This window comes from Spirosoma flavum (genome assembly GCF_042686045.1).
In the GTDB taxonomy this organism is placed as follows: Bacteria; Bacteroidota; Bacteroidia; order Cytophagales; family Spirosomataceae; genus Spirosoma; species Spirosoma flavum.
This window is the reverse complement of record NZ_JBHUOM010000002.1, coordinates 1,335,937-1,362,288: the sequence shown is the minus strand read 5'-3', so window position 1 is coordinate 1,362,288 and position 26,352 is coordinate 1,335,937. Positions and strand designations below refer to the sequence as shown.

The following is a 26,352-nucleotide window of genomic DNA, read 5'->3' as shown; positions in this document are numbered from 1 at the left end:
GCTCTTTCATAAATCGGGACTATTTATTCTACAACAGCTTATCCAGTGTAATTGGCAAATCGCGGACGCGACGACCCGTTGCGTGAAAAACAGCATTGGCAATGGCGGCTGGCATCCCAACAATACCAATCTCACCCAAGCCTTTCACCCCTAGTGGGTTAACGATGTCGTCATGTTCTTCGACGAAAATAACGTCGAGATCATGAATATCAGCGTTAACCGCTACGTGGTATTCGGCCAGGCTGTGATTCATAAACCGACCAAAATTGTGGTCTAAGGCGCTTTCTTCCTCAAGGGCTTTACTAATTCCCCAGACCATCCCACCCAAAATCTGGCTTCGGGAAGTTTTGGGGTTTAGTATCCGGCCAGCCGCAATGGCGCTTACTACTCGGGTAACCTTAACCGTACCGAGGTCTTCATCAACCATGACTTCTGCAAAAACAGCCGAGTGCGCACTCCGACTGAATTTCCTTTGCTTCAGTGTATTAGGTAATGACGTTACGGATTCCCGAACAGCTTTGCCCCCATTTTGATCAACCAGCGTTTGTAAAGAAATCGCAACGGAAGGGTCACCTTTCAGACGCAGATGACTATCAGCAAACGTAATGTCTTCCCATTTAACGCTTTTGAACGGCGAGCCGGGCATCTTTTTTGCCAGCTTGAGAAGCGTCTTTCCAACTTCCTGACACGCAGATTGTACGGCAGAGCCGACACTTGCCGCTGTCCAGGAACCTCCCGAAATAAGCGAGAAAGGCAAATCAGTATCGCCGAGTTTGAACAAAACATCTTTCATCGGCATACCAAGCGTGTCGGCGGCAATTTGCGTCATAATGGTATACGTACCTGTACCAATATCGGCGGTGGCACAGCTCACCCGTAGTTTTCCATTCACCAACAGAACGGCTTCGGCACGGGAGGGCATCTGGTTGGCATCCCAAATACCGGTCGCCATTCCCCAGCCAATCAGGTTATGATCTTTCTTCATGGAACGTGGTTCCGGATTGCGACTGGCCCAGCCGAACCGTTCAGCCCCCTGTCGGAAACACTCCCGAAGCTCTTTGCTGGAAAAGGGTCGGTCTTCGTTATGATCCATATCGGTGTAGTTCTTCAGACGTAGCTGAAGCGGGTCCATACCGAGGTTATAAGCCAACTCATCCATCGCCACTTCCAGAGCATGCATACCCGTTACGCCCCCCGGTGCGCGCATGTCGAGCGGACTATAGATGTCTAACGGCACCACTTTATAATCCATCGTTACGTTCTTCGGCGGATAGAGCATGCCACCCCAACTAACCACGATTTCGGTATAATCCTCAAACTGTGAGGTTTCACCTGTCGCATCATGGTATAAAGCGTTCATGGTTCCATCGGCCAACGCACCCAGGGCGACATTCTGCACCGTTGCCGGACGATGACCAAAGGTGAACATTTGCTGACGGGTGAGCGAAACCCGAACCGACCGTTTCAGTTCACGAGACGCCATTACGGCCATAAATAATTGATATTGAGGTCTTAATCCTGACCCGAAACCGCCACCCATGTAAGGCGACAGTACCCGTACATCTTCAGAAGGAATATTAAACACCTGCGATACGTACATGCTACTGTTCGTCACACCCTGCGTTTTGTCGTAGATCGTCAGCTTGCCTTTATTATCTTTCCCACCCTTTTCAAAAACAACAGTGGTAGCAAACAGCTCCATTGGATTATGGTGTTCAGCCGCATGCACATATCGACCAGCCATTTTTATGGGGTCCTCCTGGTATGTTTTTTCAAAATCACCCCGTGGTTTGGGTGGTGGGGGCTTCAACAGAGAAGCAATACCTGATTTAGGCTTGCGAGCTTTGTGCAAATTAGCTTCCAGGTCGGTTTCGTGGGTCACTTCTTCGTAATCGGCCCGGATTAACGTAGCCGCAAACCGCGCCACTTCGAAGGTTTCGGCCACGACCAGAGCAATCGGTTGACCACTATACTTTATGGCCGCATTATGCAGTGGCCGAAAAGGTGATCCTGGCGGTGCATCCTGATCGTTGTAACTTATGTCGAACCACGCCAGTTTAGGCCGGTTCTCGTGCGTAAATACTTGCAATACACCATCAAGAGCCAATGCTTCGCTGGTATAGATCCGTTTAATTTTACCTTTAGCGATGGCGCTGGAAACAACAACACCGTAGGCTAAATCGGGTACATTAAATTCAGCAGCATATTTAGCCTTGCCGGTTACCTTCTCAAATCCGTCAACACGGCTAATGGGTTTCCCGATTGAAGGGGTTACTAATGGTGCGCTCATGCGGTTGGTTCGAGTTTAGCGGCTTGTCCCAACGCCCGTACAATGGCGCGTTTAGCCAGTTCAATTTTAAATGTATTATGACCAAATCCCTGAGCACCAGCTAGTAATAGTTCGGCAGCGGCCCGAAAGTTTTCTTTCGTAGCAGGTTTGCCAACCAGCAGTGTTTCGGCTTCAGGTTTGCGCCATGGTTTATGAGCTACCCCACCAAGAGCAATCCGGGCGGTTGTAATGGTGTCACCGCCATCGTCGCTCCGATCCATTTCCAGCGCAACCGCTACCGATACCAGCGCAAAGGCATACGACGCCCGGTCGCGGAGTTTCAGATATGCATAATATTCAGGGAATCCTTTGGCAGGCAGATCGATTCCGGTAATGAGTTCGTCGGGTTCGAGTGTATTATCGATGTGGGGGGTATCGCCGGGTAATCGGTGAAAGTCGGCAAACGAAATTGTACGTTCGCCGTTGGGTCCTGTTACACGTACTTCTGCCTCAAGAGCCGCCAGCGCTACACACATATCAGACGGGTGCGTCGCGATACACTGCGGTTGGGTGGTCCCATCACTAGACCCCAAAATAGCATGAATCCGGTTGAACCCATTGAGCGCCGAACAGCCCGAACCCGGTTCCCGTTTGTTGCAGGGCGTAGCTACATCATAAAAATAATAGCAGCGGGTGCGTTGAAGTAGGTTACCGCCATCGGTAGCCATGTTTCGCAACTGGGGCGATGCGCCCGCCAGAATAGTTTGTGACAGTAGCGGATAACGTTGGATAACCTGCTCATTATAAGCTGTATCAGCGTTGGTCGTAAGAGCGCCCAATCGTAAACCACCATTTATAGTATCGGTAATAGTAGCCAGTGGCAGGCGCGTTATGTCGATTAAGCGCGTAGGGTGCTCAACGCTCTCCTTCATCAGGTCGATGAGGTTGGTGCCGCCCGCGATAAATTTGGCGGTTGGCTCGGATGCCCGTTCGCGCACGGCGGTGTCTACGGCATCAGTTCGGGTATAGGTAAAGCTGTTCATGCGTTTTTCTGGTTCATTACGTCCTCAATTGCATCCACAATATTGGTGTATGCCCCGCAACGGCAAATGTTGCCGCTCATCAACTCACGAATATCAGCCGTTGTTTTTGCCTTTCCTTCGTTCATTAATCCTACCGCCGAGCAAATCTGGCCCGGTGTGCAATAGCCGCACTGAAAAGCATCGCGTTCGATAAATGAAGTTTGTAATGGATGCAGACCGCCACCCGTAGAGGCCAGTCCTTCGATGGTGGTGATCTCCGCATCTTCCTGCATAATTGCCAGCGTCAGGCAGGAGTTAATACGCTTACCGTTGACAAGTACGGTGCAGGCTCCGCATTGACCATGATCGCAGCCTTTTTTGGTGCCGGTAAGGTTCATGTATTCACGGAGAGCATCGAGCAGGGAAGTCCAGGGAGCTATTTGTAACTCGGTTTCGGTACCATTGACGGTCAGCTTAACTGAATGAATAGGTGGCAAAGAAGGTGGCCGCTGTTCGAGCGGGTACGATTCTATAGCAGGGTTCATAACGTTTGGAGTAAGTCTACTACTAGTCTATATCTATTGCCGAAACCATCAGAAATGATAGTTGTTTTAAAATCTAAACGAACGGGAATACGACTGTCTACTCGCCCGGTAAAACACGTTTATGGCTGCCGCGGGTAGTTTGATTATCCTTATAAACCGTGGTAAGGGAAAAGGGCAGGTAACAACTTGTCTTTGTTTCAGTTAATCCCGTACAACCTCTCAATAACTCAACATTTATGAATTTTAAGACCGTAAAAGATTTCTTTATCAATGCGTGGGTAGTCATTAAGGATGCCTTCGCCGGTTTTCTGGACGACCGATGTCTGAAACTCAGCGCGGCTCTGGCCTATTACACCGTTTTTTCACTGGCTCCCCTGCTGGTTCTGATCATTTCGGTAGTCAGCATCTTCCTGGGCGAAGACGCGATTCGTGGGCAACTCTTCTCACAAATTAACGGGTTGGTTGGGAACGAAGCTGCTAAACAGATTCAGGATATGATTAAGAGCGTTGGGCTATCCGGCAAAACGAACACGGCTCTTGTTATCGGTATCGGCACGCTACTGATTGGGGCGACCAGTATATTCGTTGAGATTCAGGATTCTATAAACATGATCTGGCGGGTAAAAGCCAAACCCAAACGGGGCTGGTTGAAATTGCTTCAGGACCGGCTGTTATCGTCGTCCCTGGTGGTCAGTTTAGGGTTCCTGCTGATGGTTTCGCTGGTTATCAACGGCATGGTACTAGCTATGAGCGATATTCTGAGCCGCTTTTTACCCGGTATAGGCGTGTACCTGATCAGCGCGTTTACTTTTCTACTTAGCATGACCGTTGTCACGGCCCTGTTCGGCATTATTTTCAAGGTACTGCCCGACGCTAAAATTTCCTGGAAAGATGTGCGCTGGGGTGCTTTGTTTACGGCCTTACTGTTTATGCTGGGCCGCTACGTGATTGGTTTATACATCGAAACGACCAGTACCAGTTCTGCCTACGGAGCCGCCGGGTCGTTGATCGTTATTCTGACGTGGATATATTACACAGCGGCTATTCTCTATTTTGGTGCCGAATTTACACTGGCGTATGCCAATCATTTCGGCATAAAAATCGAACCCGCCGATTATGCCGTGTACGTTGAGCAGACCGAACGTGAACGGGATGTGGCTACGATTCCAACTCAGCAAAAGGTAGAACAAAGTAAAAAATGAGGGTTCTCTTACTCCATATGAAACACCTGCTCTAACGATACTACGACTGGCGAATTATTGGGGTTCGTTTCCATCAAATCAGCCATATAAGCCCACCACCGCTGCATAATGGGCAACCCTGGCAAAGCAGCGGTGGTATGGTTAGCCACTCGTTTCTGAATGGCAAAGAGCATTCCGGTAGTGCGGTCGAGGTAAATAGAGTAGTCACGGACGCCCGCATCAGTCAGAGCCGCCGACAATTCCGGCCATATCTCATCATGCCGACGTTGGTATTCGGCCTCAACGCCCGACTTTAGTTTCATGGTAAACGCAACTTCTTCCATAGTAGGGTAGTTTATTCAGAGCTTTACTCACGGCTAATGCCTTTCCTTACCGCTTCATTTTATACAATTCTGTACCAGCCAGCAAAAAGCAGCCGAGGCCATAATCGTCAAAATCGGGCTTGCTGTCGTAGGTGACAGGCTGACTATCTTTAGGTTCTTTACCCGTTCCCTGCACGTAGCCTAGAAATCCATTCGGATGTACAGAATCGGTAGCCATCGCATTCCAGGCCCTGGTGATAATAGGGCGATACGTCTTCACATCCAACAATCCGTGATTGATACCCCAGGTCATACCATAAATGAATAAGGCCGTTCCGGTGAGTTCTTTTCCCCCAAAATTTGTGGGGTCATGCAGGCTGACATTCCAGTAGCCGTCCTATCGTTGGAGTGGTGGCAGGGCTTGCATCATTTCCAAATACGTTTTTTCGTACTCGTCCCGATGCGGAGCGTCTTTTGGTATACTATCGAGTACCCGAACTAAGGCGGCCACGACCCAGCCGTTCCCCCGCGACCAGTAGCAATCTTTACCATTCGGCTCTGTGTAGGGCGGCACAAAATCCTTATCCCGCCACCACAAACCGTCTTTAGGATTATAGAGTCCATTGCCCCCATGTTTGGTTTTCGAGTACATATAAATCTGGTACATCTTCTCCAAGTAGGCCGTCCCCACGGTTGGATTATCTTTCTCCAACATGCTTAATTGAGCAAATACCGGCATAGCCATTTGCAAAGCGTCAACCCAATTCCAATCGTCTATTTTGTCGCTTTTCACCATCGCATCTACCGACGCTTTGATGTCGTGAAGGCGTTCCGGTTTGCGGTCTATCAAATAAAGGTCAATATAGGTTTGACCGCAGCATTGGTTGTCGGCATTACGCGTCTCGATGCCGCCCCGTAAACCCCACTGATGTTTTTCACCCCACTCAACGGCGTACTCGTAGTAGGGTTTCTTCCGGTCAATTCCATACAGCGCCATAAGTCCCTCGTAATAAACAGCCCTCGTCCAGATATTGCTGGGCCGCGTTTTATTGGTCACAATTTCTTTGCCGGGGTCGGGCCACGATTTCATAAAGTACTCGTTAGCCAGCGTCATCTTGGCCAGAATTTCCTTTTTTTCGGGAAGTTTCTGCGCCTTCGCGGTGAGGCTAATAACCAGTAGCCCTAAGCAAAGGCGACCAACCAACTGTTTAACGTTCATTCTGGGTAGGCAGATGGGTGGGCATTATCAGGCAATAACGGAAGCCGTATACTTTTTGAGTTCAACACAATCAATGGGTAGCGGATGCGGATTCCAGTGGTGATGAATTGCCAGAGCGGCCCCTAATGCCGACGCCTGCGCTACTGATGCGGCATATACTTCAATGTCGGGGAAAGCCCTGGCCAGCAGGTTCATATAAACAGGGTTCTTACCAAAACCACCATCCACGAAAATCCGTTTTACGGTGGTCCGATTGGTCGAAGTATCAGTTAGTACGAGATTGGTCGAGATCAGTTGCTGGGCCACAATATCGAGAATCAGTTGGTGGTAGGCTTCGTTGTAGGTAGCAAAATCGGACAGGTTACGCTGCCCGAACAACGACCCCTGCATGGATAGCAGTTGTTTACCTTTCGCATCATTCTCCGTCGTTACCAGACCAGCGTGTTGCCGTAATTGCTCAATACTATAGGGATTATACTCAACCTGAACATACTGATTGACAGCAACCTGGAAGTGTTCGGCCAGCCGCTTTACCTGCTGCTCATGTTCGTAACCGGCAAACAACCGGGACGATTTAACGGGCTGACCTTTATAATGCATATAGTTCAGGCAGTCGTACTGCAACTCTTCAGATGTCAGCGGACTACTGTTGAAGGGGTTCATACTTACGCACCAGGTGCCCGTTGAAATCAGCACAAAAGGTTCATGGAAAGAAGCCAGATATGGAATCAGAGCCGCCGAACTGTCATGCAACCCTACGCCCACCTGAATAGACCTATCATTAATAACCGTAGGACGAGTGGAATCAGATGGAACGATGGGGGCTAAACGGGAATCAATTTTCTCGTTGCTGACCCAGGCATGATAATCTTGCCGGTCAAAATCCCAGAGCATGGTATGGCACCCGATGCTGGTTAGTTCAGATACTGGCCAGTGGCTAATCAGGTAGCTCACATACTGGGGCAGGTGCAACGCAAAGGCCAGTTCTTCAAATAAGCCTGGCTGCTCATACTTGAGCCGGTACACCTGCAAGCCTGAATTCAGGCTGCCTAAGGATGGCGATGCTGTTTGCCGGGTTATGTCTGATTCGGGACCATATGTATCGAAGAATTGCCGTAGTAACGAAGCAGGATACGTTTTCAGGTAATTATAGAGCGGACTGAGCGGTTGACCGGCCTGATCAATATAGACCAGACTGGCGCCATATGTCGAAAAATTCACGCCAAGAACCAAAAATTCAGGCAATGCCATCACCTCCGCCAGCGACACCTTCACCCAGCTTGACAGCCGGTTCAGGTCTTCGCACAGGTCACCGTCCTCATCCGGTATTTCGACAAACGGCTCCGATTTCTCCCAAACAATTTGGTACTGTTCGTCAAAGAGAAACAGCTTTTTATTGGTCTTGCCAATATCGAAGATGGCAATAACATTCATAAATCATGAATAATGGATGATGAATGATAAATAGCCTATGTGAACTCATTTATCATTCATCATTGGTTTACAGCCCCGTTGCTACGGTTTTTGCGCCCCGTTCGCCAATGAGTTTCTGGCGGACGTTTAATTGCCGATATAAGGCCAGCGGGTTTAAGGCTCCCCCCGCCCGACGCTGGGCTTCGGCTACCAGTGGCCGCACATCTGTCCGAAAGGCATCCTGTAATAATTCTTGAGCACGAACCGGATCATTGGTTTCGCGAGCCTCCTCGAGCGCAACGCGGTCCACCAATAGAGCCTGCGCGTAAGCCAGTTGTATAGCTTCCACCGACTGAAGCAGGTCTTCGAGTGGGTCTTTTACATTATGGCTGGCATCAATCATCCAACCCAGACTTTTGGCATGATTCATTCCGCGAGCATCCATTCCATCCACTAATTCCAGAAAAATCAGGAAGAGCTGATAGGGTTTGATGCTACCCGCCGTGAGGTCGTCGTCGCCGTATTTGGAGTCGTTGAAATGAAAACCACCCAGTTTACCCTCGTGGAGCAATATCGCTACAATTTGCTCGATGTTTGCGTTAGGCAGGTGGTGACCCAAATCGACGAGTGTGTAGGCTTTCGGTCCGAGTTTATTAGCGTACAGGAAGCTGCTGCCCCAATCGCCAACGGTCATCGAATAAAAATTCGGTTCAAAGGCTTTATACTCAACAAACAGCTTCCAATCGGTGGGTAGGGCCGCGTATATTTCTTCCAGACTCCCCAGAGTCCGATCAAACGCTTTGCGGAAGTTGAGCTGACCCGGAAAGCAGGAACCATCTGACAGCCAAACAGTAAGCGCGTCTGAACCCAACGCTATACCATGCTGAATAACTTCAATATTATGCTCGATTGCCTGCCGACGTACCGCCGGATCGGTATGTTGCAGTGACCCAAACTTGTATGTCAGGGCCTGGTCGGGCTGATCCTGAAACGTATTGGAGTTCATCGCATCAAAGCGCAATCCATGCTGAGCCGCTAGTTGCTTTATGGCCTCGGCATCGGTTGGGATGTCCCAGGGAATGTGCAGCGAGATGGCCCCACTAGCGCGGTTTAGCGCATGGAGCAATCCCACATCAGCGATTTTTTCTTCCAGCGAACGGGGCTCTCCCCCACTGGGAAACCGCCCAAAACGAGTACCGCCCGTTCCCAGCGCCCAGCTTGGAATCGCAATTTGAAAATCAATAAGTTTCTGGATAATGGGTTCGGCGGTAGCTACCTCCTGCGTCCAATACGACAACTTGCGTTGGTGGCCTTCCAGTTGACTCTGGTTATAATCAGCGATATAAGCCGGTTCGAGTTTCATAAGGTTTAGACGTTTTATGTAATCTGTGAGATGTCGGATTTGTAACCCAACATCCCACAGATTGCCATGTACATGTTACCGAACAAACGCCATCGCTACACCACCATCCACGTTCAGCACGTTGCCGGTTGATTTGGCAAGCAATCCGTTTACGAATGCCAGACAGGCGTTGGCAATATCGTCGGGCAAAATGACTTCGTTTAGTAGTGTTCGTTTGGCATAATAGGCCGGAAGTTCAGCGACGGAGACACCATAGGCTTTAGCGCGACCTTCGGCCCAGGCACCGGCCCAGATTTTGGAGTCGGAAATTACCGCGTCGGGATTTACAACGTTTACCCGGATGTAATCTTTGCCAAGTTCGGCAGCATTCAGGCGACTCAAGTGCAGTTGCGCGGCTTTAGCCGACCCGTATCCTGCGTTGTTCGGCCCAGACACCAGCGCATTTTTACTAACAATATTCAGCACATCACCACCCAGCTTCTGCTTCCGCATCACCTCAACGGCTTTCTGAGTCACGAAAAACTGACCTTTTACTAATACGTCATATAGCAGATCCCAATCTTTTTCAGTATGCTCTTCAATTGGCTTGGAGATACTCAAGCCAGCGCAGTTTACCACAATATCCACGCCCCCGAAGGCCAGCGCAGCCGCATCATAAGCACTGGATATAGTCTCTGAACTCGTTACATCCAACAGAACAGCGGTATACGCATCTTTTCCGTATTGCTTCTGAAATTCCTCTTTAGCACCCGCCAGCCGGTCGGCGTCGTTATCATTGATCACCACGACGGCTCCTTCGGCCAGAAATTTCTTGGCTATAGCTTTACCAATACCGCCCGCGCTGCCCGTAATGAGGGCAATCTTACCCGACAGAGGTTTGGGCATCGGCATCCGTTGAAGTTTAGCTTCTTCCAGCAACCAGTATTCAATGTCGAAGGCTTCCTGTTCCGGCAGCCCGACATAGTCCGAAACGGCTTCGGCACCCTTCATAACGTTGATAGCATTGGTGTAGAACTCAGCCGCTACCCGCGCCGTTTGTTTGTCTTTCGCAAAGGTGAACATGCCCACACCCGGCCACAGAATTACGACTGGATTTGGGTCGCGTATGGCGGGGCTATTGTCGTGCTTGTTACGCTCGTAGTAGGCGGTGTAATCGGCACGGTAGTCGGCAAATGCTTTTTCCAAATACCCTTCGCTGTCAACAGATGACAATTGTATAGGATCAAGTACCAGCGGGCGAATTTTGGTGCGCAGGAAGTGGTCAGGACAGCTTGTACCCAGGCGGGCCAACCGGGGCAGGTCATGCGAGTTGACAAATTCCAATACGCGTTCGTCGTCGGTGAAATGGCCAATCATCCGGCGGTGACCCGACGCCAAACCACGCAATATGGGCATCAGTGAGACAGCCTGCGTTTTCCGCGTATCGGCATCGGTGTCCTGACGGGCTGGACCACCAAACACCGGGCGTTTTTTGCCGAAGTTGTTATGCAGAAATTCTGACGCCTGCTCAATTACTTCCAGCGTGTTCATATAGGACTCGTAGGAGGTGTCGCCCCAGGTAAACAAGCCATGTCCGCCAAGAATCACACCGCGCAGGTTGGGATTCTCACGAACTGTCTGCTCCAGTTTCAACCCCAGATCGAAGCCGGGTCGCTGCCAAGGGAGCCAGGCCAGTTTGTCACCCCATATTTGGTGCATAATCGCTTCGCCATCCCGGCTGGCGGCAATAGCAATCAGCGCATCGGGGTGCAGGTGGTCAATATGTTTAAAGGGTAATAAGCCATGCAGCGGTGTATCAATGGATGGAGCGGCACACTTAGGATCGAACAGGGTGTGATTGAGCAGTTCAACCATTTCATCTTCGAACTCCAGCCCCCGATAACGTTTTTTTAATGCTTGCAGACGCTCAACATACAGGTTAGCACAACCTTTTTTGGTCAATGTTCCAATGTCTCCACCCGAGCCTTTCACCCACATTACTTCAACAGGTTCGCCCGTTAGTGGATTGGTTTCCAACAACTTAACCGACGTATTCCCCCCGGCATAATTCGTTAGACGCAGATCGGCCCCAAGCAGATTGGACCGGTAAATAAACAGGGCGACTTCATCACCAGCCAATTCTGCCGCCTTTTTATCATCCCAGAGGTAGCTAACATAGTTGAACGCTTGCGTGGTATTCATATAAGTTTAGTAAGTAGTATCGGTCAGAAATCATGTTTTAGACAAAGTAACCTTTGCCCGTTTTCTCCTGCTTCATGTACTCTCCTGTTACGACAATAAAAAAATTAGGTCTTTATTGTCGTCTCAATCTGGCAACAGCACAGGAGAGAGCAGGTAAGTTTCAGTAATAGGACGGGATATATTTGGAAAAAACAAAGAAAAAGTGGCTGTATTATTGGGTGTTGTCTTTCATGCAATAGGAGGATTTGCCTCCGGTAGTTTTTACTTACCTTATAAAAAAGTTCGTGGATGGGCCTGGGAAAGTTATTGGCTCGTGGGCGGACTATTTTCCTGGTTAGCAGCCCCGTTGCTGATGGGGTCACTCACGGTCTCGAATCTATTTGGCGTGCTGGCGCAGATACCTACTGAAACCTTACTCTGGACTTATTTTTGGGGTGTTTTATGGGGTTTCGGCGGATTAACGTTTGGCTTGGCCATGCGCTATCTTGGCTTGTCACTAGGCATGGCTGTAACGCTGGGACTTTGTGCTGTCTTTGGCACATTGGTGCCACCCATTTGGCAGGGCGAATTCGGGAAACTCGTCAGCACCACCTCCGGGCAGGTCATTATGCTGGGACTGGCTGTCTGCGTACTGGGTATCTCCATTTGTGGTATCGCCGGAATGATGAAAGAGCGATCCTTGTCGGAGGAACAAAAGAAGGCCGTTATTAAGGAATTCGATCTTCGGAAAGGGCTACTGGTTGCGGTTTTTTCCGGCGTTATGAGTGCCTGCATGTCTTTCGGTCTTACAGCCGGGCAACCCATTGCAGAGTCGGCGGTTAAAGCCGGAACGGACCCCCTTTACATGAACAATGCCGCGCTGGTAATTATTCTCCTCGGCGGCCTGACGACCAACATCATCTGGACCATCTACCTGAATATCCGTAACCGTACGTATACCGATTACACCAACACCTCGACACCTATTCTGACGAATGTTATTTTCTGCGCCTTAGCCGGTTTTACCTGGTATTTTCAGTTCTTTTTCTACGGCATGGGTGACAGTAAAATGGGCGAATACCGATTTTCGGGCTGGACGCTCCACATGGCGTTCATTATCGCTTTCAGTAGTTTTTGGGGACTCTATTTGCACGAATGGCGTGGGGCCAATAAATCTACTATGCGCACCATCACCCTGGGCATCACGCTGGTCGTTTTCTCAACGGTTGTCGTTGGCATCGGAAATTATCTGGCCGAGTAGAGTTTGGTAAATCTAGCCGGTTAAGCTAATAAATAGGGCTGCGTCTATAGTGAGAGGCAGCCCTATTTATTAGCTTAACCGATTATCAAAATACTTCCTTCGCGATCTTCATCACGTTGTCGGCTTTGCCCATCGTGTAAAAGTGTAACACCGGCGCACCAGCCGCCACCAGTTCGCGGCACTGCTGAATACACCACTCTACACCCACTTGCCGAGCCTGCTGATCGTTCTCGCAGGCTTCAACGGCCCGAACAAGATCGTCGGGCATCTCTAAATGGAAAAGCTTAGGTAAAATCTGGAGTTGTTTACGGGTGCTGAGTGGTTTTAAGCCCGGAACAATCGGCACGGTGATACCCTCCTGCCGACAGCGATCAACGAAATCAAGGTACTTCTTATTATCGAAAAACATCTGCGTTACAATGTAGTCCGCACCCTTTTCGATTTTCTGTTTCAGGTACCGAAAGTCCGAAGCGTGGTCGGTAGCCTCGAAATGTTTTTCGGGGTAAGCCGCCACACCAATGCAGAAATTGCTGGGGGCCAGGGCCGTATCTTCTTCGTGTAGATAAAGCCCCCGGTTCATATTGGCTACTTGCTCAACTAATTCACTGGCATACGTGTACCCATTCTCTTTTGCCTTGAAGGTGGTAAACGGTTTGGCCGGATCGCCCCGGAGTACCAGCGCATTGTCGATACCGAGGTAATGCAGATCAATCAGGAAGTCTTCAGTTTCTTCACGGCTGAAGCCTCCACAAAGCACATGCGGTACGGCATCAATGCCAAACCGGTGCATAATGGCGGCACAGATCCCCACCGTACCCGGACGTTTGCGCGTCACAATTTTCTGAATTGTTCCATCGGGCATTGGCCGTTCGATGTATTCTTCGCGGTGATACGTAACGTCAATAAACGGCGGCTTGAACTCCATCAGCGGCTCAATATTGTCGAGCAAACTCTTTAGATTATCACCTTTGATGGGCGGAATAACTTCAATCGAAAAAATAGGTTTGCCGTTGGCAATTTTAATATGATCGGTAATTTTAGTCATTAGTCAAGTACGCTTGCCGGGTAATAATGCCAGACAGTAGGGGTTTAATGTTAACGGGAAAACACCGCTAATCGCATGTAAATTCCGTTGGCGGAACCATTACTCCAAGGTTGCACGTCGAACCGGCGTCCCAGCTCACTTCGATTTTTGACCTCATGCAGTTTCGGGATTCCCCATCCCACCAACGACCCGAATGCGGCACCAGCCAGCAAATCGGATGGATAGTGTAGTCCCCCTTCGTAACGCAGCACACAGGTTGCCGTTGCCAGGCCCAGCGCGCCCACCCAAACGACAGGTTTCAACCGTGAGTGTGGGAAATAATGCCGGAACACTTCGCCGGTAAAAACCGCTGTGGCAAACGCATTGGTCGCGTGTCCCGAAAAAAATGATTGGCGGGCATCGCGCGTGATTTTTTCATCTAATGGAGCAGCAGCGTTGTAGACAAATGGTCGGGTGCGCTGCGTGATGGCTTTGATCGTACGTTCGACACCACTTGCCAGAGCAATTGTTTCGATGTACATAACGGCCACCGTTTTAATATCCTGCCGCATTGGTTTGGTGCCGAGTGTGAGTAAACCCACCACCGCCACATTGCCCAGCAGCGTCACGTCACTCAGGCGACCGGCAGACGTTGACCAATGAAAGGTGGCTTTCCGGTCGAAGGCATTGATATCGGATCGATCAAGGGCAGCAATTTCAGCTATGGTAAGGGGGTCGATGGTCGAATTAAGTGCGGCTGACGCTCCCAATGTTACAACACCAGCACCCAATAATGTAAGTTCGCGTCCGGTCTTTAACGCATAAGGTGATTGAGCAAAGGCAGGGTGAATGAAGAGTGAAACAGGAAACAGGAAAAATAAGCCTACAAACTTATTTCGGTAAGATTTTTTTTGATAATACATCGTACAGTTAATATCATTCATTGTTAAACCACCCGCACTACCTCCGGCTCGTTGGCCAGATAAACTAACCGCCCTTCGACTTCGGGAAAACCCATGTCGCGATACAAGTTCGTAAAGTACCGCAGCGAATCGACTGGATTAGCCGTTTGTGAGGGCAAAACCTCCGGTGAGGAAGCTGCTACCGACTCATATTGTACCAGAATAATGTGTCCATCGGGATAGTGCACAACGCGGTGGGGCGCGCCATGTACGCGTTTACTGCTCAGTATACTGCGATCCGTATCAATGCGAAGAGTCGAATCAAACAGCGACGACAAGGCAGGATGAGATACGATAGCGAATAGGCTTTGCTTTAATTCATCGCATTCGACCTGCCGGACAAGCCCCTCACTGACGAGTTGCCGAAGTACGCTGTCAACACTCTCGGGGCCTTTAATCAGGCTCAGGGCCGCACATAGCTTGCGATCCCGTTCGCGGGTGCGCTCAAACGTCGCTACGTCGAACATGCGGTCTGCCTGACGACGCAGTTGCAAATCCTGCCCCCGGTGCCCGCTAATGATCTCGTCAAGCGTAATTTCGTCAAGCATTTCATCGGCTTTATGGTGCGAAAAGGCATCAGCACACAAACTAATCGGATAACTAAACTGCCCGTCCTGCCACGCACAGCCGCACGTACGGGCCACCTCGCTATCACGCAAAAAAGCATGTAGCCAGTGGCTAATTGTGTTTTGCTGGCCTTTGCTAAAGTCTTTTGCCTCACTGATAATATAAAGCCGATCCGTTGGGCGGGTAAAGGCCACATAGAGCAGGTTCATATTCTCCAGAAATGTGCGGGTCAACTCATCCTCATACTGGACCGCAATTGAACCAGGGGCACCCCGCAGTTTGCTGGTTGTATGCGCTGGGGCCGACAGTAACCGGGTAAGTTGGCCAGAGCTATTTTTGTGGGTTAGCGCATCCGTTTGAATATCGGCCAGGTTGAGCCAGATCGTACTGTCATTGATGGGCTCCACTTTCCAGTTAGCAAACGGAATAATGACAACCGGAAACTCCAGACCCTTCGACTTGTGAACAGTCTGGATACTGACGGCATTACGGGCATTACCCTCCACCGAAATTTTCTGCCGGACGCTCTCCCAGTATAGCAGAAAATCACTTAGGTGTCCATTACGTTTCTGATTGAAGGCCAGTACTTCGTCCAGGAATCGAAACAAAAACGGGTTGTGTTCCGCTTGATTAAACAAATTAAACTGGGCTGTTAATCGCTCGGCCAATTCGTAGGGATTTAGTTGTCCCAGCGCGTAAGGATCGAGTGGATAGCCCTCATCGGCGAGGTACGTGTACAGAGCATCAATATCACTCTCGGCTACTATCCGTAGTTTTCCCGTCAGCGTATCGTCCGGAAAAATACCCTGCACTACGCGATGAAACAGATACAGCAATTCATACCGAAGGAGCCGCTGGTCGGGTCGTTGGAGTAACTGCATCAGCGTTACCAGCCATTTGACCGGGTCCGAAAACTCAAGAGATAGCGAATCGGCAGAAACCAACGGAATTCGTTTAGCATTCAGCTCATTAGCTAAGGCTTTGGCATGAACTTTCTTGCGACAAAGAATCGCAATGTCGCCGTACTGATAGCCGTCAGCCAGTGCTTTCTCCAGATGCTCAATGGTTTTTTCGAGCATCTGAGCCGTGAGGTCCTTATCCGATTCCTCATCCTTCGCAACAAAGTCAATCTGTACATGACCGGCTGTGTGCGCATCGGGCTGAGCCTTTTGATGAAATTGCTGTTCAGCGTCGAATACCTCGGCTACTTTTGGGTGCTGGCTTTCAAACTTGCGAGCCGTGAATTCAAAGAAATCATTATTGAATCGAACAATCGGTTCGGCACTTCGCCAATTGGTATCGAGCAGTGCTTCCTGCAAATGCCCGTCGAGCATATCGATGCGGTCGGCGGTCCAGGAGCCAGGATTGTGCGCCTGTTTCAGGCTATCCAAATCCTTCCGGTGCAAGGCTACAATCTGATCCATATCGCCCCCCCGGAACCGATAAATGGCCTGTTTGCCATCACCTACAGCGAGGTTGAAATGCTGGAAACCCAGCGAATTTTCGATGAGGGGCAACAGGTTGGCAAATTGCAGCCGGGAAGTATCCTGAAACTCATCGATCAGAATATGATTGTATTTGGTGCCCAGTCGTTCGTACAGAAATGGCACTGGCTCCGACGCGACTATACTCAGAATTTTTTTGTTGAATTCGGAGATGTGTACCCGACCATCTTTCTGTAACAAATCGTCGAATTCCACCCGCATTTGTTTCAGCAAAGCCAGCTTCTGCAAATGCGGTAATAGACAGTCGAACAGCGTAACCTGAAGACCATGTTCGTCACGGATCGTACCGATTTGCCCAAAACAATCACAAAGACCATCAGCGATACTGTCAATGATTCCCATCACAAGCATGGGCGTTTTTTTGGTACCCCACTGCCCATTATCAATAGCCTTTCGATGATACGAGTTAGTGGTTTTGTAAGCGTCGCCCTCGGCAACGGCCTTAAAATAACCACCAATTCCACTAGCGCCGTAAGCAAAATCGCTTTCGTCTAGCCCCGCATCCATAATTAGCTCCCAGGCCCGTTTCCCATGCCCGACAATCTCGGTTTCGACCTGTTGATTATGGGCCAGCAACTGTGCCCGAATGGCTCGTAAAGCACCCGGCGATAACTCTTGAGCCGCGTTGACAGCCTCGTAAAATTGATCGGAAGTCAGGTTGCGGCCAAACTCTTTAAGCAGTTCGGGAAGTTGGTTCCAGCTTTTGCCTTCGGTAGCGGTGTGAGCATAATACTCGCTCAAAATGGTCGTTATCTCGCCCATCTCGTCGGTACCTGCTTTTTCAATGAGATTATCGATGGCTAGTTCGAGGACTTCATCGGTTTCCAGTTCAACTTCAAATGAATAGGGCAAACCAAGTTCGTCGGTAAATGCCATCACGATGCGCTGCGTGAAGGAATCAATCGTTGTTACACTAAAATCGGCGTAACGGTGCAGAATTGTTTTGAAAACAGATGATGCTTTTCGGCGTAAATCGGCTTTGGCTATCTCAAATAAATCGGTGCCCGATGGCGTATCGTAGAGTTCAACGACCAGTTCGTTTAGCAAGGGCGATTCGCCCGCTCCGGCGATTTCGGATAGATTCTTCAGGATCCGATTCTTCATCTCGTTGGCGGCTGCATTCGTAAATGTTACCGCCAGAATATGCCGAAAATAGCCGTCCTGCTCACCCGGTCGCAACGCCAGTTTGAGATACTCTTTGGTAAGCGTGTACGTTTTTCCCGATCCCGCCGAAGAACTGTAAATCTTGAACATAGGTCCTACCTTGCTACGTGAGTAATGTATAAGTGTCTGACGGAAACATACTATTTTCACATCAGGTACTTATACCTTACTCACGTAGCACGTTTAAAAATTATAACGCAACCCCAAACCCGTATTCAAACTCAGGAAAAATGGGGCTTGAAGGACTTCGACGTAGGCACCCGTTTCCAGAAAAAATGAATAGGGTTTACTAGCCGGAAAAAACTCTAGTCCGCCAATACCAGAACCTCCCAATGACAACGCGTTTTCGTATTCGCCATTCAGCCGGGGTGGGTAATACCGGCGGTTGTTGATCTGCCCACCAAAACCGTAGTATGCCCGAAGACTTTCGCTTTTGGTAAGGGCGGTGTGCCAAAGAAAATGGCCCTGGATGGTCAGTCCGACGTTTTTATACTCGCCGGAGCGGTAACTACGCTTGGTGCCATACAGCCCGCCATAGGTGCCAATATTTAGGTCGAACGCATGATTGCCGCCAAAATATTTGCGAATATTTATGCCCGATGGTTCGCCAACACGGAACCCCACCGACCAGTTATTGTACTGCGCCTGGGCAGCATTCAATGTCATTAACGAGCTCAATAGAGCCAATGACATAACCAAAAATAATTTTCTCATAAAGCAAAGTAAAAATGAATCTTTCTTAGACTATGCGTTCCGGTTGACGTAACAGACTAAGTGGTTATAATTATAAATTCGAGGAAAGTCAGGTAGTTGAAACAAGTTCCGGTCTTGTTGCTTCGTCACCCGTTCCGAGCGGCAAATTTATTGACGAAGGAGCGTCTTTCATCTGCCGGAGAACGGCCAACAGTCGTTCATTCTCGTCTGGCGTTCCAACCGAAATACGCAGACAGCCATCGCATAGCTTCACCTTGGAACGGTCGCGAACAATTACTTGCTGCTCAATGAGATACTCAAACGTAGCGGCTGCATCGACAAATTGCACCAGTAGAAAATTAGCGTCAGACGGGTGCACGACCTTCACCGAAGGCAAAGAACGCAGATTTTCGGCTAAATTCTGCCGTTCAGCCAAGATTTGCCTGACCATTTCGTTCTTTTCGGCCTCATGATTTAGGGCTTCGAGTGCCAGCGTCTGCGTGGGTGCCGAGATATTATAGGGCGGTTTAATTTTGTTTATCACCCGGATCAATTCCTCCGACGCAAAGCACATACCGAGCCGTAGAGCCGCTAGTCCCCAGGCTTTTGAGAAGGTTTGCAGAACGACCAAGTTAGGATATTTATCCAATTCACTCGTCCAGGAAGGCGTGTCAGCGAAGTCGATGTAAGCTTCATCGACAATTACTAACGATTGCTGGGCTGCGTCGAGAATTGTACGAATGGCCTCCGCTTGAAGCAAATTGCCCGATGGATTGTTGGGCGAACACAACCAGATGATTTTCGTGTTTGCCGTCATTGCCGCCAACACCGCGTCAGTATCTACCTGAAAGTCGGGCGTTAAGGGGACTTTAATGATGTCCACATCATTTATTGCAGCCGAAACTTCATACATCCCGTAGGTTGGGGGCATGATCAGGATACTGTCCGACGCTTGAGAATCTGCGCCGGGTACACAAGTAGCCCGGACCAGCAGGTCAATGGGTTCGTCGGAACCGTTGCCCAGAAAAATTTGTCCCGGACGCACGCCTTTAATGGGTGACAGACGCTGCTTTATGGCCCATTGGTGCGGGTCAGGATAGCGGTTATAGTCACCCTGAGTTGTTGTGGAACCCAGTGGATTTTCATTTGCATCCAGGAACGTCCCCTCTTTACCGGTATACTCATCACGAGCGGAGGAGTAAGGCATCAGGGTCAGAATGTGCGGGCGGAGGACACTATTGAGACTAAACATTTGGATAAATATCACGTAAAACTTACGCAAATATACCGTGTTCAATCCGACCTAACCAGTTTCGCGACTAAACAACGCTAGCAGGAAGACGTAGACTTGTCTGTTACTTACTTAAAATAGCCACAAACGAACTGTACTAGTTACTTGCTCTATGAAATCTGATTGCCGGTAACGTAACCGTTTCAAACCAATAGAGCCGTAAATTACTTAAATACACTCTCCAGTCCTCATAACTAAAGGGTTTAACTGTAAATGAAGAAGCCCCAAATGTATAGGCGGTCTCAATATCTTGAGGCAATTGACTGGCAGTGAGCATAACAACCGGCAGAAATCGGGTTTGGCTGTAGGCACGCAGGAAGGCTAAAAAGTCCAACCCGCTCACTTTGTCTTGTAAATTAATATCCAGTAAAACTAGTTTTGGCCCATACCCATCCAAGTCTTCTATATACTTTTTAGCTTCGGTAGAGCTGTGAACCTGAATAAATGTAGCCTCGGGAAAACTGCTTCGCGAAGCACGATTTAAGATATCAGTAAGCAATATATCATCGTCCACGACTAGAACTAGAAATTGAGGCTTCATATGTTACGGGGAGGCTAAGTAGACAAGGTAGTCGCTTTTACAGGAAATGCACTCATTTATTAACTTACCGACCTATTGACAGCTTAGTAAACCTAGCTTCAAGCTACTTTAGTGAACAGCGTAGAGAGGGCTTCCCGGAAGGCAAATATTGTCCGCTTCAGCCATTAGGCAGAATACACTAAAAAGTAAAAAGCCTGTAAAAAAGTATTTTGTCTACTTTTGAAGTAAATTAAACTTGCCTAAAAGACAAGTGAATACTTGTAATTGGCTGAAAGTAACGATGAACAAATACCTTGCTTTTGGCTTAACAATTGAAACAGAAGTAGATTTTAACGGGGTTTTACAAGACTCAACAGCAGCAACAGACGTTCTTATAAAGGAAGGGGCCATTCCCGAAAAAGCAAATCGACCTACGCGAATCCATCGCCGTGGTGTGATGGCTAAATTTGGTGTAGCCGATACACGTCTTCTATTGGATTGGGAGGGAGTTGGAAAATTCAGCGTTTCAGAAGGAAAAGAAATTGTCTATCAAAATTTGGGAGCCGATATAGGAACGTTACGCCTGTTTCTGCTTAGTGAAGTAATTGGTCTGCTGCTCTATCAACGAGGCTTATTTCTTTTGCACGGAAGTGCAGTCAAAATAGGAAATAATTCATCTGTATTTTTGGGAATACCCGGTGCGGGAAAATCAACCACGGCGGCAGCGTTTGGGAAGGCAGGCCACACAGTGCTAACCGATGACTTAGTGGCTATTAAATTAATTAATACTAAGCCATTCGTGGTTCCTGGGTTTGGGCAGTACAAAATTTGGGAGAATACGGTTAATGGTCTGAAAATAGACAGATCAACGCTTAAGCCATCTTTTGAGGGAGCAAGCAAATTTTTAGTCATGCAACCGTTATCAGACTTCCCTCAAACGCCTACTCCGCTAAAAAACATAACCTTACTCTATCCCGCCAATTCCCGCAAAAAAAATGAGTCTATCAAACCCTTATTAGCGCCGGTTGAATTATTGAAACACTTTCCACTGCCCATTCAACTTTTAACAAGTACGTATCTGCAAAAGCATTTTACGGATGCATTAAAAATCGCGCAGTTTGCCACTATTAATCAACTAAAAAGGCCCGACGGTTTTGAGGCTTTGGCGCAGTTTGTGCAAGCATTTTAACTTGTCTGTAAGCATTCGTTTTAGCAAACTAGCCTTAAAAAACGGGAAGCTTTAATAAACTTCCCGCTATCGCCATTGGTACTGTCTTACGCTAATTCAACTGAGTCTTTGCAACAATTCCTCCGCCGTTACTTTATGCTGTTCACCAGTCACCATATTCCTGAGTGCCAATACACCCGTTTGAACCTCTTCTGAGCCAATCAACACCACAAATGGAATATTTTTTGCATTGGCATAATCCATCATTTTCTTCACTTTTGCCAGATCAGGATATACTTCTGCAGCAATATTAGCCGCCCGAAGTTGACTTAACAACGGCAAGGCCACCGCACGGGCTTCGGTATCGAATGGCACAATAAGTACTTGCGTCCCCTGACCAGCACTCGCCGGAAACAGGTTCAACTCGTCCATCACGTCATAAATCCGATCCACCCCAAACGAGATACCAACACCCGACAAGCCGGGCATTCCAAACGCTCCGGTCAGATTGTCGTAGCGCCCTCCCCCACTGACACTACCAATACTTACACCATTGGCTTTGACTTCAAAAATGGCTCCTGTATAGTAAGAAAGTCCCCGCGCGAGCGTCGGGTCGATCTCAACATGGATGTTGGATAGGCCATATTGCTCGACAAATTGAAGCGTTTCGTCAAGTTCGGCTATACCCTGAAGCGCAGTGTCTGACGTCGAGAGCCAGGTTTTCAGTTGATCGAGCACCTGTGTAGCGTCTGGCGTATCGAACGAAAACAAGGGCTCAAGCTTGGCAATTGTATCGTCCGAAAAACCACGTCCGCGTAATTCGTCCAACACTTTCTCTTTACCGATTTTATCCAGTTTATCAATAGCAACAGATAAGGTTCCTTCCTGCCCCGGCACGCCAATCACCTCGGCAATACCCGCCAGAATCTTGCGATTATTAATTTTAACGGTGAAATCCTGAATAGTCAGATTTCGGAAAACCTCATGAATCATCAGGACAATTTCAGCTTCGCAGAGTAATGAGTCCGTTCCCACCACATCAGCATCGCACTGATAAAACTCGCGATAGCGGCCTTTCTGTGGTCGGTCAGCCCGCCAGACGGGTTGCATCTGGTACCGTTTAAAGGGCATCGTGAGGTCATTCCGGTTCATGACCACGTAGCGGGCAAACGGTACCGTCAGGTCGTACCGTAGCCCCTTTTCGGCAATTTTCGGCGTTATTTTTTTAGATCCTGAGGCCAGATCAAGTTCAGTCAGGCTAGCGGCAAAATCACCGGAATTGAGGATTTTAAAGAGAAGTTGGTCACCTTCGTCTCCATACTTTCCTGTCAGCGTTGACAGGTTCTCCATCGACGGCGTTTCTATGGGTTGAAAACCAAATCGTTGGAATGTCTGGCGAATAGTATCGAGAATAAAAAGCCGTTTGCGCATTTGCTCCGGCCCAAAATCACGGGTGCCTTTCGGCAAAGTTGGTTTTTGCATAGAAATGTAACACGGGTTCTAGTCCGCTTTTGCAGCCATATTAGATACATGCGGCTTTTCAGGGCGCAAAAATACGGATTTTAACGGGTGACACTTTCAAAAACCGAGGAAAAACACTAGTTTTGCGCTCTGATTTTGAACTGACACGTTAAAAAGATACAATCATGGGAGTAACAGAACTAAAGCGTAAGGCTCGCCGAAACCGGGCTATCGCTACGAATAAAGTCAACGCTATCAAACAATTGCTGCGTAAGCCAACCATCAAGAATGTAGATGTAGAAGCTATCAAGGCGTCGTTTGCCGAGAAGAAAGCAGCGTAAACAAGTACCCCAGTCAACGAAAGAGACTGAATCTTATTTAGCCTCACCCTTACCCGGTGAGGCTTTTCGTTTTGGGCGCAAGCGTGCCCATTCGCGATCCCGCTTTTTGAGTTCCCGGCGCACAAACCGGCGATAGTCCAGTTGAGCCCGGTAACGCACAGCCTGCCCAAATAACAGTAAGCCGCCATTTAGTAGAATAAAACTATAGCTACCCCACAAAAACCACTGCCGAAACGGAGCACCCATATGTTTTGCCTCAGCCGCTTCGCTAAACACACATAAGCCTACACTAAACAGAAGCAGACCCAGCGGGGCCACAATCAGCCCCTTTGTCCGGGTGCTCATGCGTTGCACTAATCGTTGACCGGGTGGTTTAGCAAGCTTTGCCATAGAGCAATTATAGGTATGAAATGAGTTTAATAAATAACGTTATAATAGTGTGTTTCGTGACCATTAACTCAACATTTACCCCTCATCGAATCCCGTTAAGAAGGATACTCAATAGTAGCGCCTGTTTCGCGAAATCCTTTCGGTTCTTTTAGCCGTTTCCATCCTTCGCTAAGAAAACCCAGGCCATAACCCGTCAACTGCACAAACGCAGCAATTACGCTTAATAAACCCACTTTTAGGCTTTTTTCTTTCCGGGTAGCATCAATAAAAATAAGTAGTGAAATGAGTGCCAATATACCGACTGCTATCCCAAATAAAACGGGACTTATTAACGCCCAAACAGGTACCGAGAACGCAAATAGTGTAAACGCAGCTGGGATCGCATGGACGAGCTTCAATTCAGCTGAGTAATACCGTGAGATGTTGATGCGGGCGCGGCCAAAGAAACGCAGTTGACGAAAAAACTGCCCGAAATTTGTCCGACGTTTGTGGTAGATGAACGCGTTGGTAATCAGCCCGGTGCGGAAGCCATTGTCAATAATTCGAATAGCAAACTCAATATCCTCCCCCATCCGACTTAGTTTATAACCACCAATCGTTTCCCAGACGGTTCGAGAAAGTCCCATATTGAAACTACGTGGATGGTAAGTACCGCCAAGATTCTTTTTGCTTCCCCGAATCCCACCAGTCGTGAACGGTGAGGTCATCGAATAGCTGATGGCTTTTTGAATGGCCGTAAAATCAGGGTGAGCGGCATCGGGACCGCCATAGGCATCGAGCCAGCCGTCTTCCAGTTGCTGGTTGACGACGGAAAAATAATGTGGGGGAACGAGCGCGTCAGAATCGAAAATTACAAAGTAGTCACCTGTAGCCCGCTCGAAACCATAGTTTCGGGTAAAACCCTGACCTGAGTTTTCTTTAATGAAATAACGAATATCGAGTTGGTTCGAAAATTGGGCCACAACCCTATCAGCCTTGTTAGTTGATCCATCTTCAATGACCAGTACTTCAAAATTCTGGTCTGTCTGTTTGGTTAGACTAACCAGCAATTCGCGCAGTTCGTCAGGGCGATTAAAGACGGGAATAATAACAGAGAAACGCAGCATTTTCTATAGAACACGGATGATGCAGATCGAGTGGTTTAACGCAGATTTAAGAAAGCTTGAAACTTGTGCTTCATTCACACGACTGCATTATCCAAGTGACGTTGCTTCCATAAGGCTTTCTTCATTCGCCTGAATAACTTGTGTCACCAACTCGTCAGTGAGCGCGGTTGACAGAAACAGGCTCTCAAACTGCGAGGGAGCCAGATACACGCCCCGTTTCAGCATGGCGTGGAAATACCGGCCAAACAAAGGCAAATCACAGGATTTAGCTTCCGTGAAGTTCGTTACAGACCGCTCGGTCATAAACAGAGTGAACATGGAGCCAATATGATTTATCGTGTAATTTAACCCAGCTTTCTGCAAACCAGCCCGGAAACCATCAGTAAGCTTTTGACCAATTTCCTCCAGCCGTGTGTAGACTTCCGGATGATCGTTTAAGTAATGCAACATGGCTAATCCCGCCGACATGGCAATCGGGTTTCCCGATAGTGTACCTGCCTGATAGACTGGACCAGCGGGCGCTACCATGTTCATAATGTCAGCGCGTCCACCGTAGGCACCAACGGGCATTCCGCCCCCAATGATTTTCCCCATTGTGGTCAGATCGGGAGTAATGCCAAAAAGTTGCTGCGCTCCCCCCTTTGCGAGCCGGAAACCCGTCATTACTTCGTCGAAAATCAACACAACGCTGTGTTTGTCGCAGAGCGTGCGAATGCCTTCAAGAAAACCAGCTTCGGGTAAAACGCAACCCATATTACCAACCACCGGCTCCAGAATAATAGCCGCCACTTGGTTGTGATTATTGTCCAGCAACACCTCAACGGCAGCGAGATCGTTGAAAGGCGCGGTAAGTGTATCGGCTGCCGTTGCTTTTGTAACGCCCGGACTATCGGGAATGCCCATCGTCATGGCACCGCTGCCAGCCGCAATCAGGAATGAGTCGCCGTGCCCGTGATAGCACCCTTCAAACTTAATTAGTTTATCGCGACCCGTAAATCCACGCGCTACGCGGATAGCCGACATCGTAGCCTCAGTACCGGAATTAACCATCCGAACCATTTCTACCGAAGGTACCATGTTGGTAATTAGCTCGGCCATTTCGACTTCTTTCCGGGTGGGTGCTCCAAACGAAAATGAGTGCTGAATGGCATCACGAACGGCTTTTTCGACGGGTTCAAACGCGTGACCCAGAATCATAGGTCCCCACGAATTGATTAGTTCAATGTACTGCTGTCCATCCTCATCATACAGGTACGGGCCTTTTGCCGACTTGATAAAAAGGGGTGTACCACCCACAGCACGAAACGCCCGTACGGGTGAGTTAACCCCACCGGGAATCAGCGTTTTGGCTTTTTCAAACAGTTGTTCGCTCGTTGTCATAATGGCGAAAGAGCGAACGAGCGA

At 48.8% G+C, this 26,352-nt stretch carries 21 protein-coding genes and 1 pseudogene; 4 read left to right on the top strand and 18 right to left on the bottom strand.

Features of this window, described 5'->3' with window-relative positions:
- Positions 1-28: 28 nt before the first annotated feature.
- From ACFS25_RS11065 to ACFS25_RS11055, 3 genes are read right to left on the bottom strand one after another with little or no spacing between them, the layout of a single operon-like run.
- Complete coding sequence (locus tag ACFS25_RS11065) at positions 29-2,290, bottom strand: xanthine dehydrogenase family protein molybdopterin-binding subunit (protein ID WP_381499972.1); 2,262 nt, start codon at positions 2,288-2,290, stop codon at positions 29-31.
- Positions 2,287-3,312: an FAD binding domain-containing protein gene (locus tag ACFS25_RS11060; protein WP_381499969.1), complete on the bottom strand. Its 1,026-nt coding sequence runs from the start codon at positions 3,310-3,312 to the stop codon at positions 2,287-2,289. The genes ACFS25_RS11065 and ACFS25_RS11060 overlap by 4 nt, the downstream gene beginning before the upstream one ends.
- A complete protein-coding gene (locus ACFS25_RS11055) occupies positions 3,309-3,836 on the bottom strand; it encodes a (2Fe-2S)-binding protein (RefSeq protein ID WP_381499966.1) in 528 nt (175 codons plus the stop codon). Before ACFS25_RS11055 ends, ACFS25_RS11060 begins: the two co-directional genes overlap by 4 nt.
- A gap of 236 nt (positions 3,837-4,072) precedes the next feature.
- On the opposite strand from ACFS25_RS11055, the gene ACFS25_RS11050 reads away from it, so the two are divergent.
- The gene (locus ACFS25_RS11050; protein WP_381499963.1) at positions 4,073-5,038 is read left to right on the top strand and encodes a YihY/virulence factor BrkB family protein; all 966 of its coding nucleotides are present in this window, start codon (positions 4,073-4,075) and stop codon (positions 5,036-5,038) included.
- An 8-nt stretch (positions 5,039-5,046) separates the two neighbouring features.
- Here the strand turns inward: ACFS25_RS11050 and rhaM are convergent, their stop codons facing one another.
- The 5 genes and pseudogenes from rhaM to ACFS25_RS11025 all read right to left on the bottom strand — a co-directional run bounded on the left by rhaM (position 5,047) and on the right by ACFS25_RS11025 (position 11,516).
- Positions 5,047-5,361: an L-rhamnose mutarotase gene (gene rhaM, locus ACFS25_RS11045; protein WP_381499960.1), complete on the bottom strand. Its 315-nt coding sequence runs from the start codon at positions 5,359-5,361 to the stop codon at positions 5,047-5,049.
- A gap of 46 nt (positions 5,362-5,407) precedes the next feature.
- Positions 5,408-6,559 (bottom strand): annotated as a pseudogene (locus tag ACFS25_RS11040) (glycoside hydrolase family 88/105 protein).
- Between the two features lie 27 nt (positions 6,560-6,586).
- Entirely contained in the window at positions 6,587-7,993 is a 1,407-nt protein-coding gene (locus ACFS25_RS11035) for an FGGY-family carbohydrate kinase (RefSeq protein WP_381499958.1), read from the bottom strand.
- Between the two features lie 67 nt (positions 7,994-8,060).
- Positions 8,061-9,335 carry a sugar isomerase gene (locus ACFS25_RS11030; protein ID WP_381499955.1) on the bottom strand — a complete coding sequence of 425 codons (1,275 nt, stop codon included), beginning with the start codon at positions 9,333-9,335 and terminating at the stop codon, positions 8,061-8,063.
- A gap of 75 nt (positions 9,336-9,410) precedes the next feature.
- The gene (locus tag ACFS25_RS11025) at positions 9,411-11,516 is read right to left on the bottom strand and encodes a bifunctional aldolase/short-chain dehydrogenase (protein WP_381499952.1); all 2,106 of its coding nucleotides are present in this window, start codon (positions 11,514-11,516) and stop codon (positions 9,411-9,413) included.
- A gap of 202 nt (positions 11,517-11,718) precedes the next feature.
- Here ACFS25_RS11025 and rhaT point away from each other — a divergent pair, with 202 nt between their 5' ends.
- Complete coding sequence (rhaT, locus tag ACFS25_RS11020; RefSeq protein ID WP_381499950.1) at positions 11,719-12,756, top strand: L-rhamnose/proton symporter RhaT; 1,038 nt, start codon at positions 11,719-11,721, stop codon at positions 12,754-12,756.
- 85 nt (positions 12,757-12,841) lie between these two features.
- On the opposite strand, the gene metF is transcribed toward rhaT, so the two are convergent.
- The 6 genes from metF to ACFS25_RS10990 form a co-directional block, all read right to left on the bottom strand.
- Positions 12,842-13,801: a methylenetetrahydrofolate reductase [NAD(P)H] gene (gene metF / locus ACFS25_RS11015; protein ID WP_381499947.1), complete on the bottom strand. Its 960-nt coding sequence runs from the start codon at positions 13,799-13,801 to the stop codon at positions 12,842-12,844.
- Between the two features lie 50 nt (positions 13,802-13,851).
- Positions 13,852-14,703 carry a phosphatase PAP2 family protein gene (locus ACFS25_RS11010; RefSeq protein ID WP_381499944.1) on the bottom strand — a complete coding sequence of 284 codons (852 nt, stop codon included), beginning with the start codon at positions 14,701-14,703 and terminating at the stop codon, positions 13,852-13,854.
- A 23-nt stretch (positions 14,704-14,726) separates the two neighbouring features.
- Positions 14,727-18,068, bottom strand: a complete 3,342-nt coding sequence (locus ACFS25_RS11005) for a UvrD-helicase domain-containing protein (RefSeq protein ID WP_381499941.1) — start codon at positions 18,066-18,068, stop codon at positions 14,727-14,729.
- Between the two features lie 93 nt (positions 18,069-18,161).
- Positions 18,162-18,692: a hypothetical protein gene (locus tag ACFS25_RS11000; protein WP_381499938.1), complete on the bottom strand. Its 531-nt coding sequence runs from the start codon at positions 18,690-18,692 to the stop codon at positions 18,162-18,164.
- A gap of 88 nt (positions 18,693-18,780) precedes the next feature.
- Entirely contained in the window at positions 18,781-19,923 is a 1,143-nt protein-coding gene (hisC, locus tag ACFS25_RS10995) for a histidinol-phosphate transaminase (RefSeq protein WP_381499936.1), read from the bottom strand.
- A 136-nt stretch (positions 19,924-20,059) separates the two neighbouring features.
- On the bottom strand, positions 20,060-20,503 hold the full coding sequence (locus ACFS25_RS10990) for a response regulator (protein ID WP_381499933.1): 444 nt from the start codon (positions 20,501-20,503) through the stop codon (positions 20,060-20,062).
- Positions 20,504-20,783: 280 nt separating this feature from the next.
- Between ACFS25_RS10990 and ACFS25_RS10985 the strand changes: the two genes are divergently transcribed.
- A complete protein-coding gene (locus tag ACFS25_RS10985) occupies positions 20,784-21,671 on the top strand; it encodes a serine kinase (protein ID WP_381499930.1) in 888 nt (295 codons plus the stop codon).
- Between the two features lie 96 nt (positions 21,672-21,767).
- Here the strand turns inward: ACFS25_RS10985 and hisS are convergent, their stop codons facing one another.
- A complete protein-coding gene (gene hisS / locus ACFS25_RS10980) occupies positions 21,768-23,132 on the bottom strand; it encodes a histidine--tRNA ligase (RefSeq protein ID WP_381499927.1) in 1,365 nt (454 codons plus the stop codon).
- A 164-nt stretch (positions 23,133-23,296) separates the two neighbouring features.
- Between hisS and ACFS25_RS10975 the strand changes: the two genes are divergently transcribed.
- Positions 23,297-23,452 (top strand): hypothetical protein, encoded by a 156-nt coding sequence (locus ACFS25_RS10975; protein ID WP_381499924.1) that lies wholly within the window; start codon positions 23,297-23,299, stop codon positions 23,450-23,452.
- A 33-nt stretch (positions 23,453-23,485) separates the two neighbouring features.
- Here ACFS25_RS10975 and ACFS25_RS10970 read toward each other — a convergent pair whose 3' ends face one another.
- The 3 genes from ACFS25_RS10970 to hemL form a co-directional block, all read right to left on the bottom strand.
- Positions 23,486-23,842 (bottom strand): hypothetical protein, encoded by a 357-nt coding sequence (locus ACFS25_RS10970; protein WP_381499921.1) that lies wholly within the window; start codon positions 23,840-23,842, stop codon positions 23,486-23,488.
- 95 nt (positions 23,843-23,937) lie between these two features.
- Positions 23,938-24,945, bottom strand: a complete 1,008-nt coding sequence (locus tag ACFS25_RS10965; protein ID WP_381500870.1) for a glycosyltransferase — start codon at positions 24,943-24,945, stop codon at positions 23,938-23,940.
- Positions 24,946-25,035: 90 nt separating this feature from the next.
- Complete coding sequence (gene hemL / locus ACFS25_RS10960; RefSeq protein ID WP_381499918.1) at positions 25,036-26,328, bottom strand: glutamate-1-semialdehyde 2,1-aminomutase; 1,293 nt, start codon at positions 26,326-26,328, stop codon at positions 25,036-25,038.
- Positions 26,329-26,352 lie beyond the last annotated feature (24 nt).

Excerpts from the sequence above, each read along its gene's own strand:
- ACFS25_RS11065 (WP_381499972.1), bottom strand. The coding sequence starts at position 2,290 with ATGAGCGCACCATTAGTAACCCCTTCAATCGGGAAACCCATTAGCCGT.
- ACFS25_RS11060 (WP_381499969.1), bottom strand. The coding sequence starts at position 3,312 with ATGAACAGCTTTACCTATACCCGAACTGATGCCGTAGACACCGCCGTG.
- ACFS25_RS11055 (WP_381499966.1), bottom strand. The coding sequence starts at position 3,836 with ATGAACCCTGCTATAGAATCGTACCCGCTCGAACAGCGGCCACCTTCT.
- ACFS25_RS11050 (WP_381499963.1), top strand. The coding sequence starts at position 4,073 with ATGAATTTTAAGACCGTAAAAGATTTCTTTATCAATGCGTGGGTAGTC.
- rhaM (WP_381499960.1), bottom strand. The coding sequence starts at position 5,361 with ATGGAAGAAGTTGCGTTTACCATGAAACTAAAGTCGGGCGTTGAGGCC.
- ACFS25_RS11035 (WP_381499958.1), bottom strand. The coding sequence starts at position 7,993 with ATGAATGTTATTGCCATCTTCGATATTGGCAAGACCAATAAAAAGCTG.
- ACFS25_RS11030 (WP_381499955.1), bottom strand. The coding sequence starts at position 9,335 with ATGAAACTCGAACCGGCTTATATCGCTGATTATAACCAGAGTCAACTG.
- ACFS25_RS11025 (WP_381499952.1), bottom strand. The coding sequence starts at position 11,516 with ATGAATACCACGCAAGCGTTCAACTATGTTAGCTACCTCTGGGATGAT.
- metF (WP_381499947.1), bottom strand. The coding sequence starts at position 13,801 with ATGACTAAAATTACCGATCATATTAAAATTGCCAACGGCAAACCTATT.
- ACFS25_RS11010 (WP_381499944.1), bottom strand. The coding sequence starts at position 14,703 with ATGTATTATCAAAAAAAATCTTACCGAAATAAGTTTGTAGGCTTATTT.
- ACFS25_RS11005 (WP_381499941.1), bottom strand. The coding sequence starts at position 18,068 with ATGTTCAAGATTTACAGTTCTTCGGCGGGATCGGGAAAAACGTACACG.
- ACFS25_RS11000 (WP_381499938.1), bottom strand. The coding sequence starts at position 18,692 with ATGAGAAAATTATTTTTGGTTATGTCATTGGCTCTATTGAGCTCGTTA.
- hisC (WP_381499936.1), bottom strand. The coding sequence starts at position 19,923 with ATGTTTAGTCTCAATAGTGTCCTCCGCCCGCACATTCTGACCCTGATG.
- ACFS25_RS10990 (WP_381499933.1), bottom strand. The coding sequence starts at position 20,503 with ATGAAGCCTCAATTTCTAGTTCTAGTCGTGGACGATGATATATTGCTT.
- ACFS25_RS10985 (WP_381499930.1), top strand. The coding sequence starts at position 20,784 with ATGAACAAATACCTTGCTTTTGGCTTAACAATTGAAACAGAAGTAGAT.
- hisS (WP_381499927.1), bottom strand. The coding sequence starts at position 23,132 with ATGCAAAAACCAACTTTGCCGAAAGGCACCCGTGATTTTGGGCCGGAG.
- ACFS25_RS10975 (WP_381499924.1), top strand. The coding sequence starts at position 23,297 with ATGGGAGTAACAGAACTAAAGCGTAAGGCTCGCCGAAACCGGGCTATC.
- ACFS25_RS10970 (WP_381499921.1), bottom strand. The coding sequence starts at position 23,842 with ATGGCAAAGCTTGCTAAACCACCCGGTCAACGATTAGTGCAACGCATG.
- hemL (WP_381499918.1), bottom strand. The coding sequence starts at position 26,328 with ATGACAACGAGCGAACAACTGTTTGAAAAAGCCAAAACGCTGATTCCC.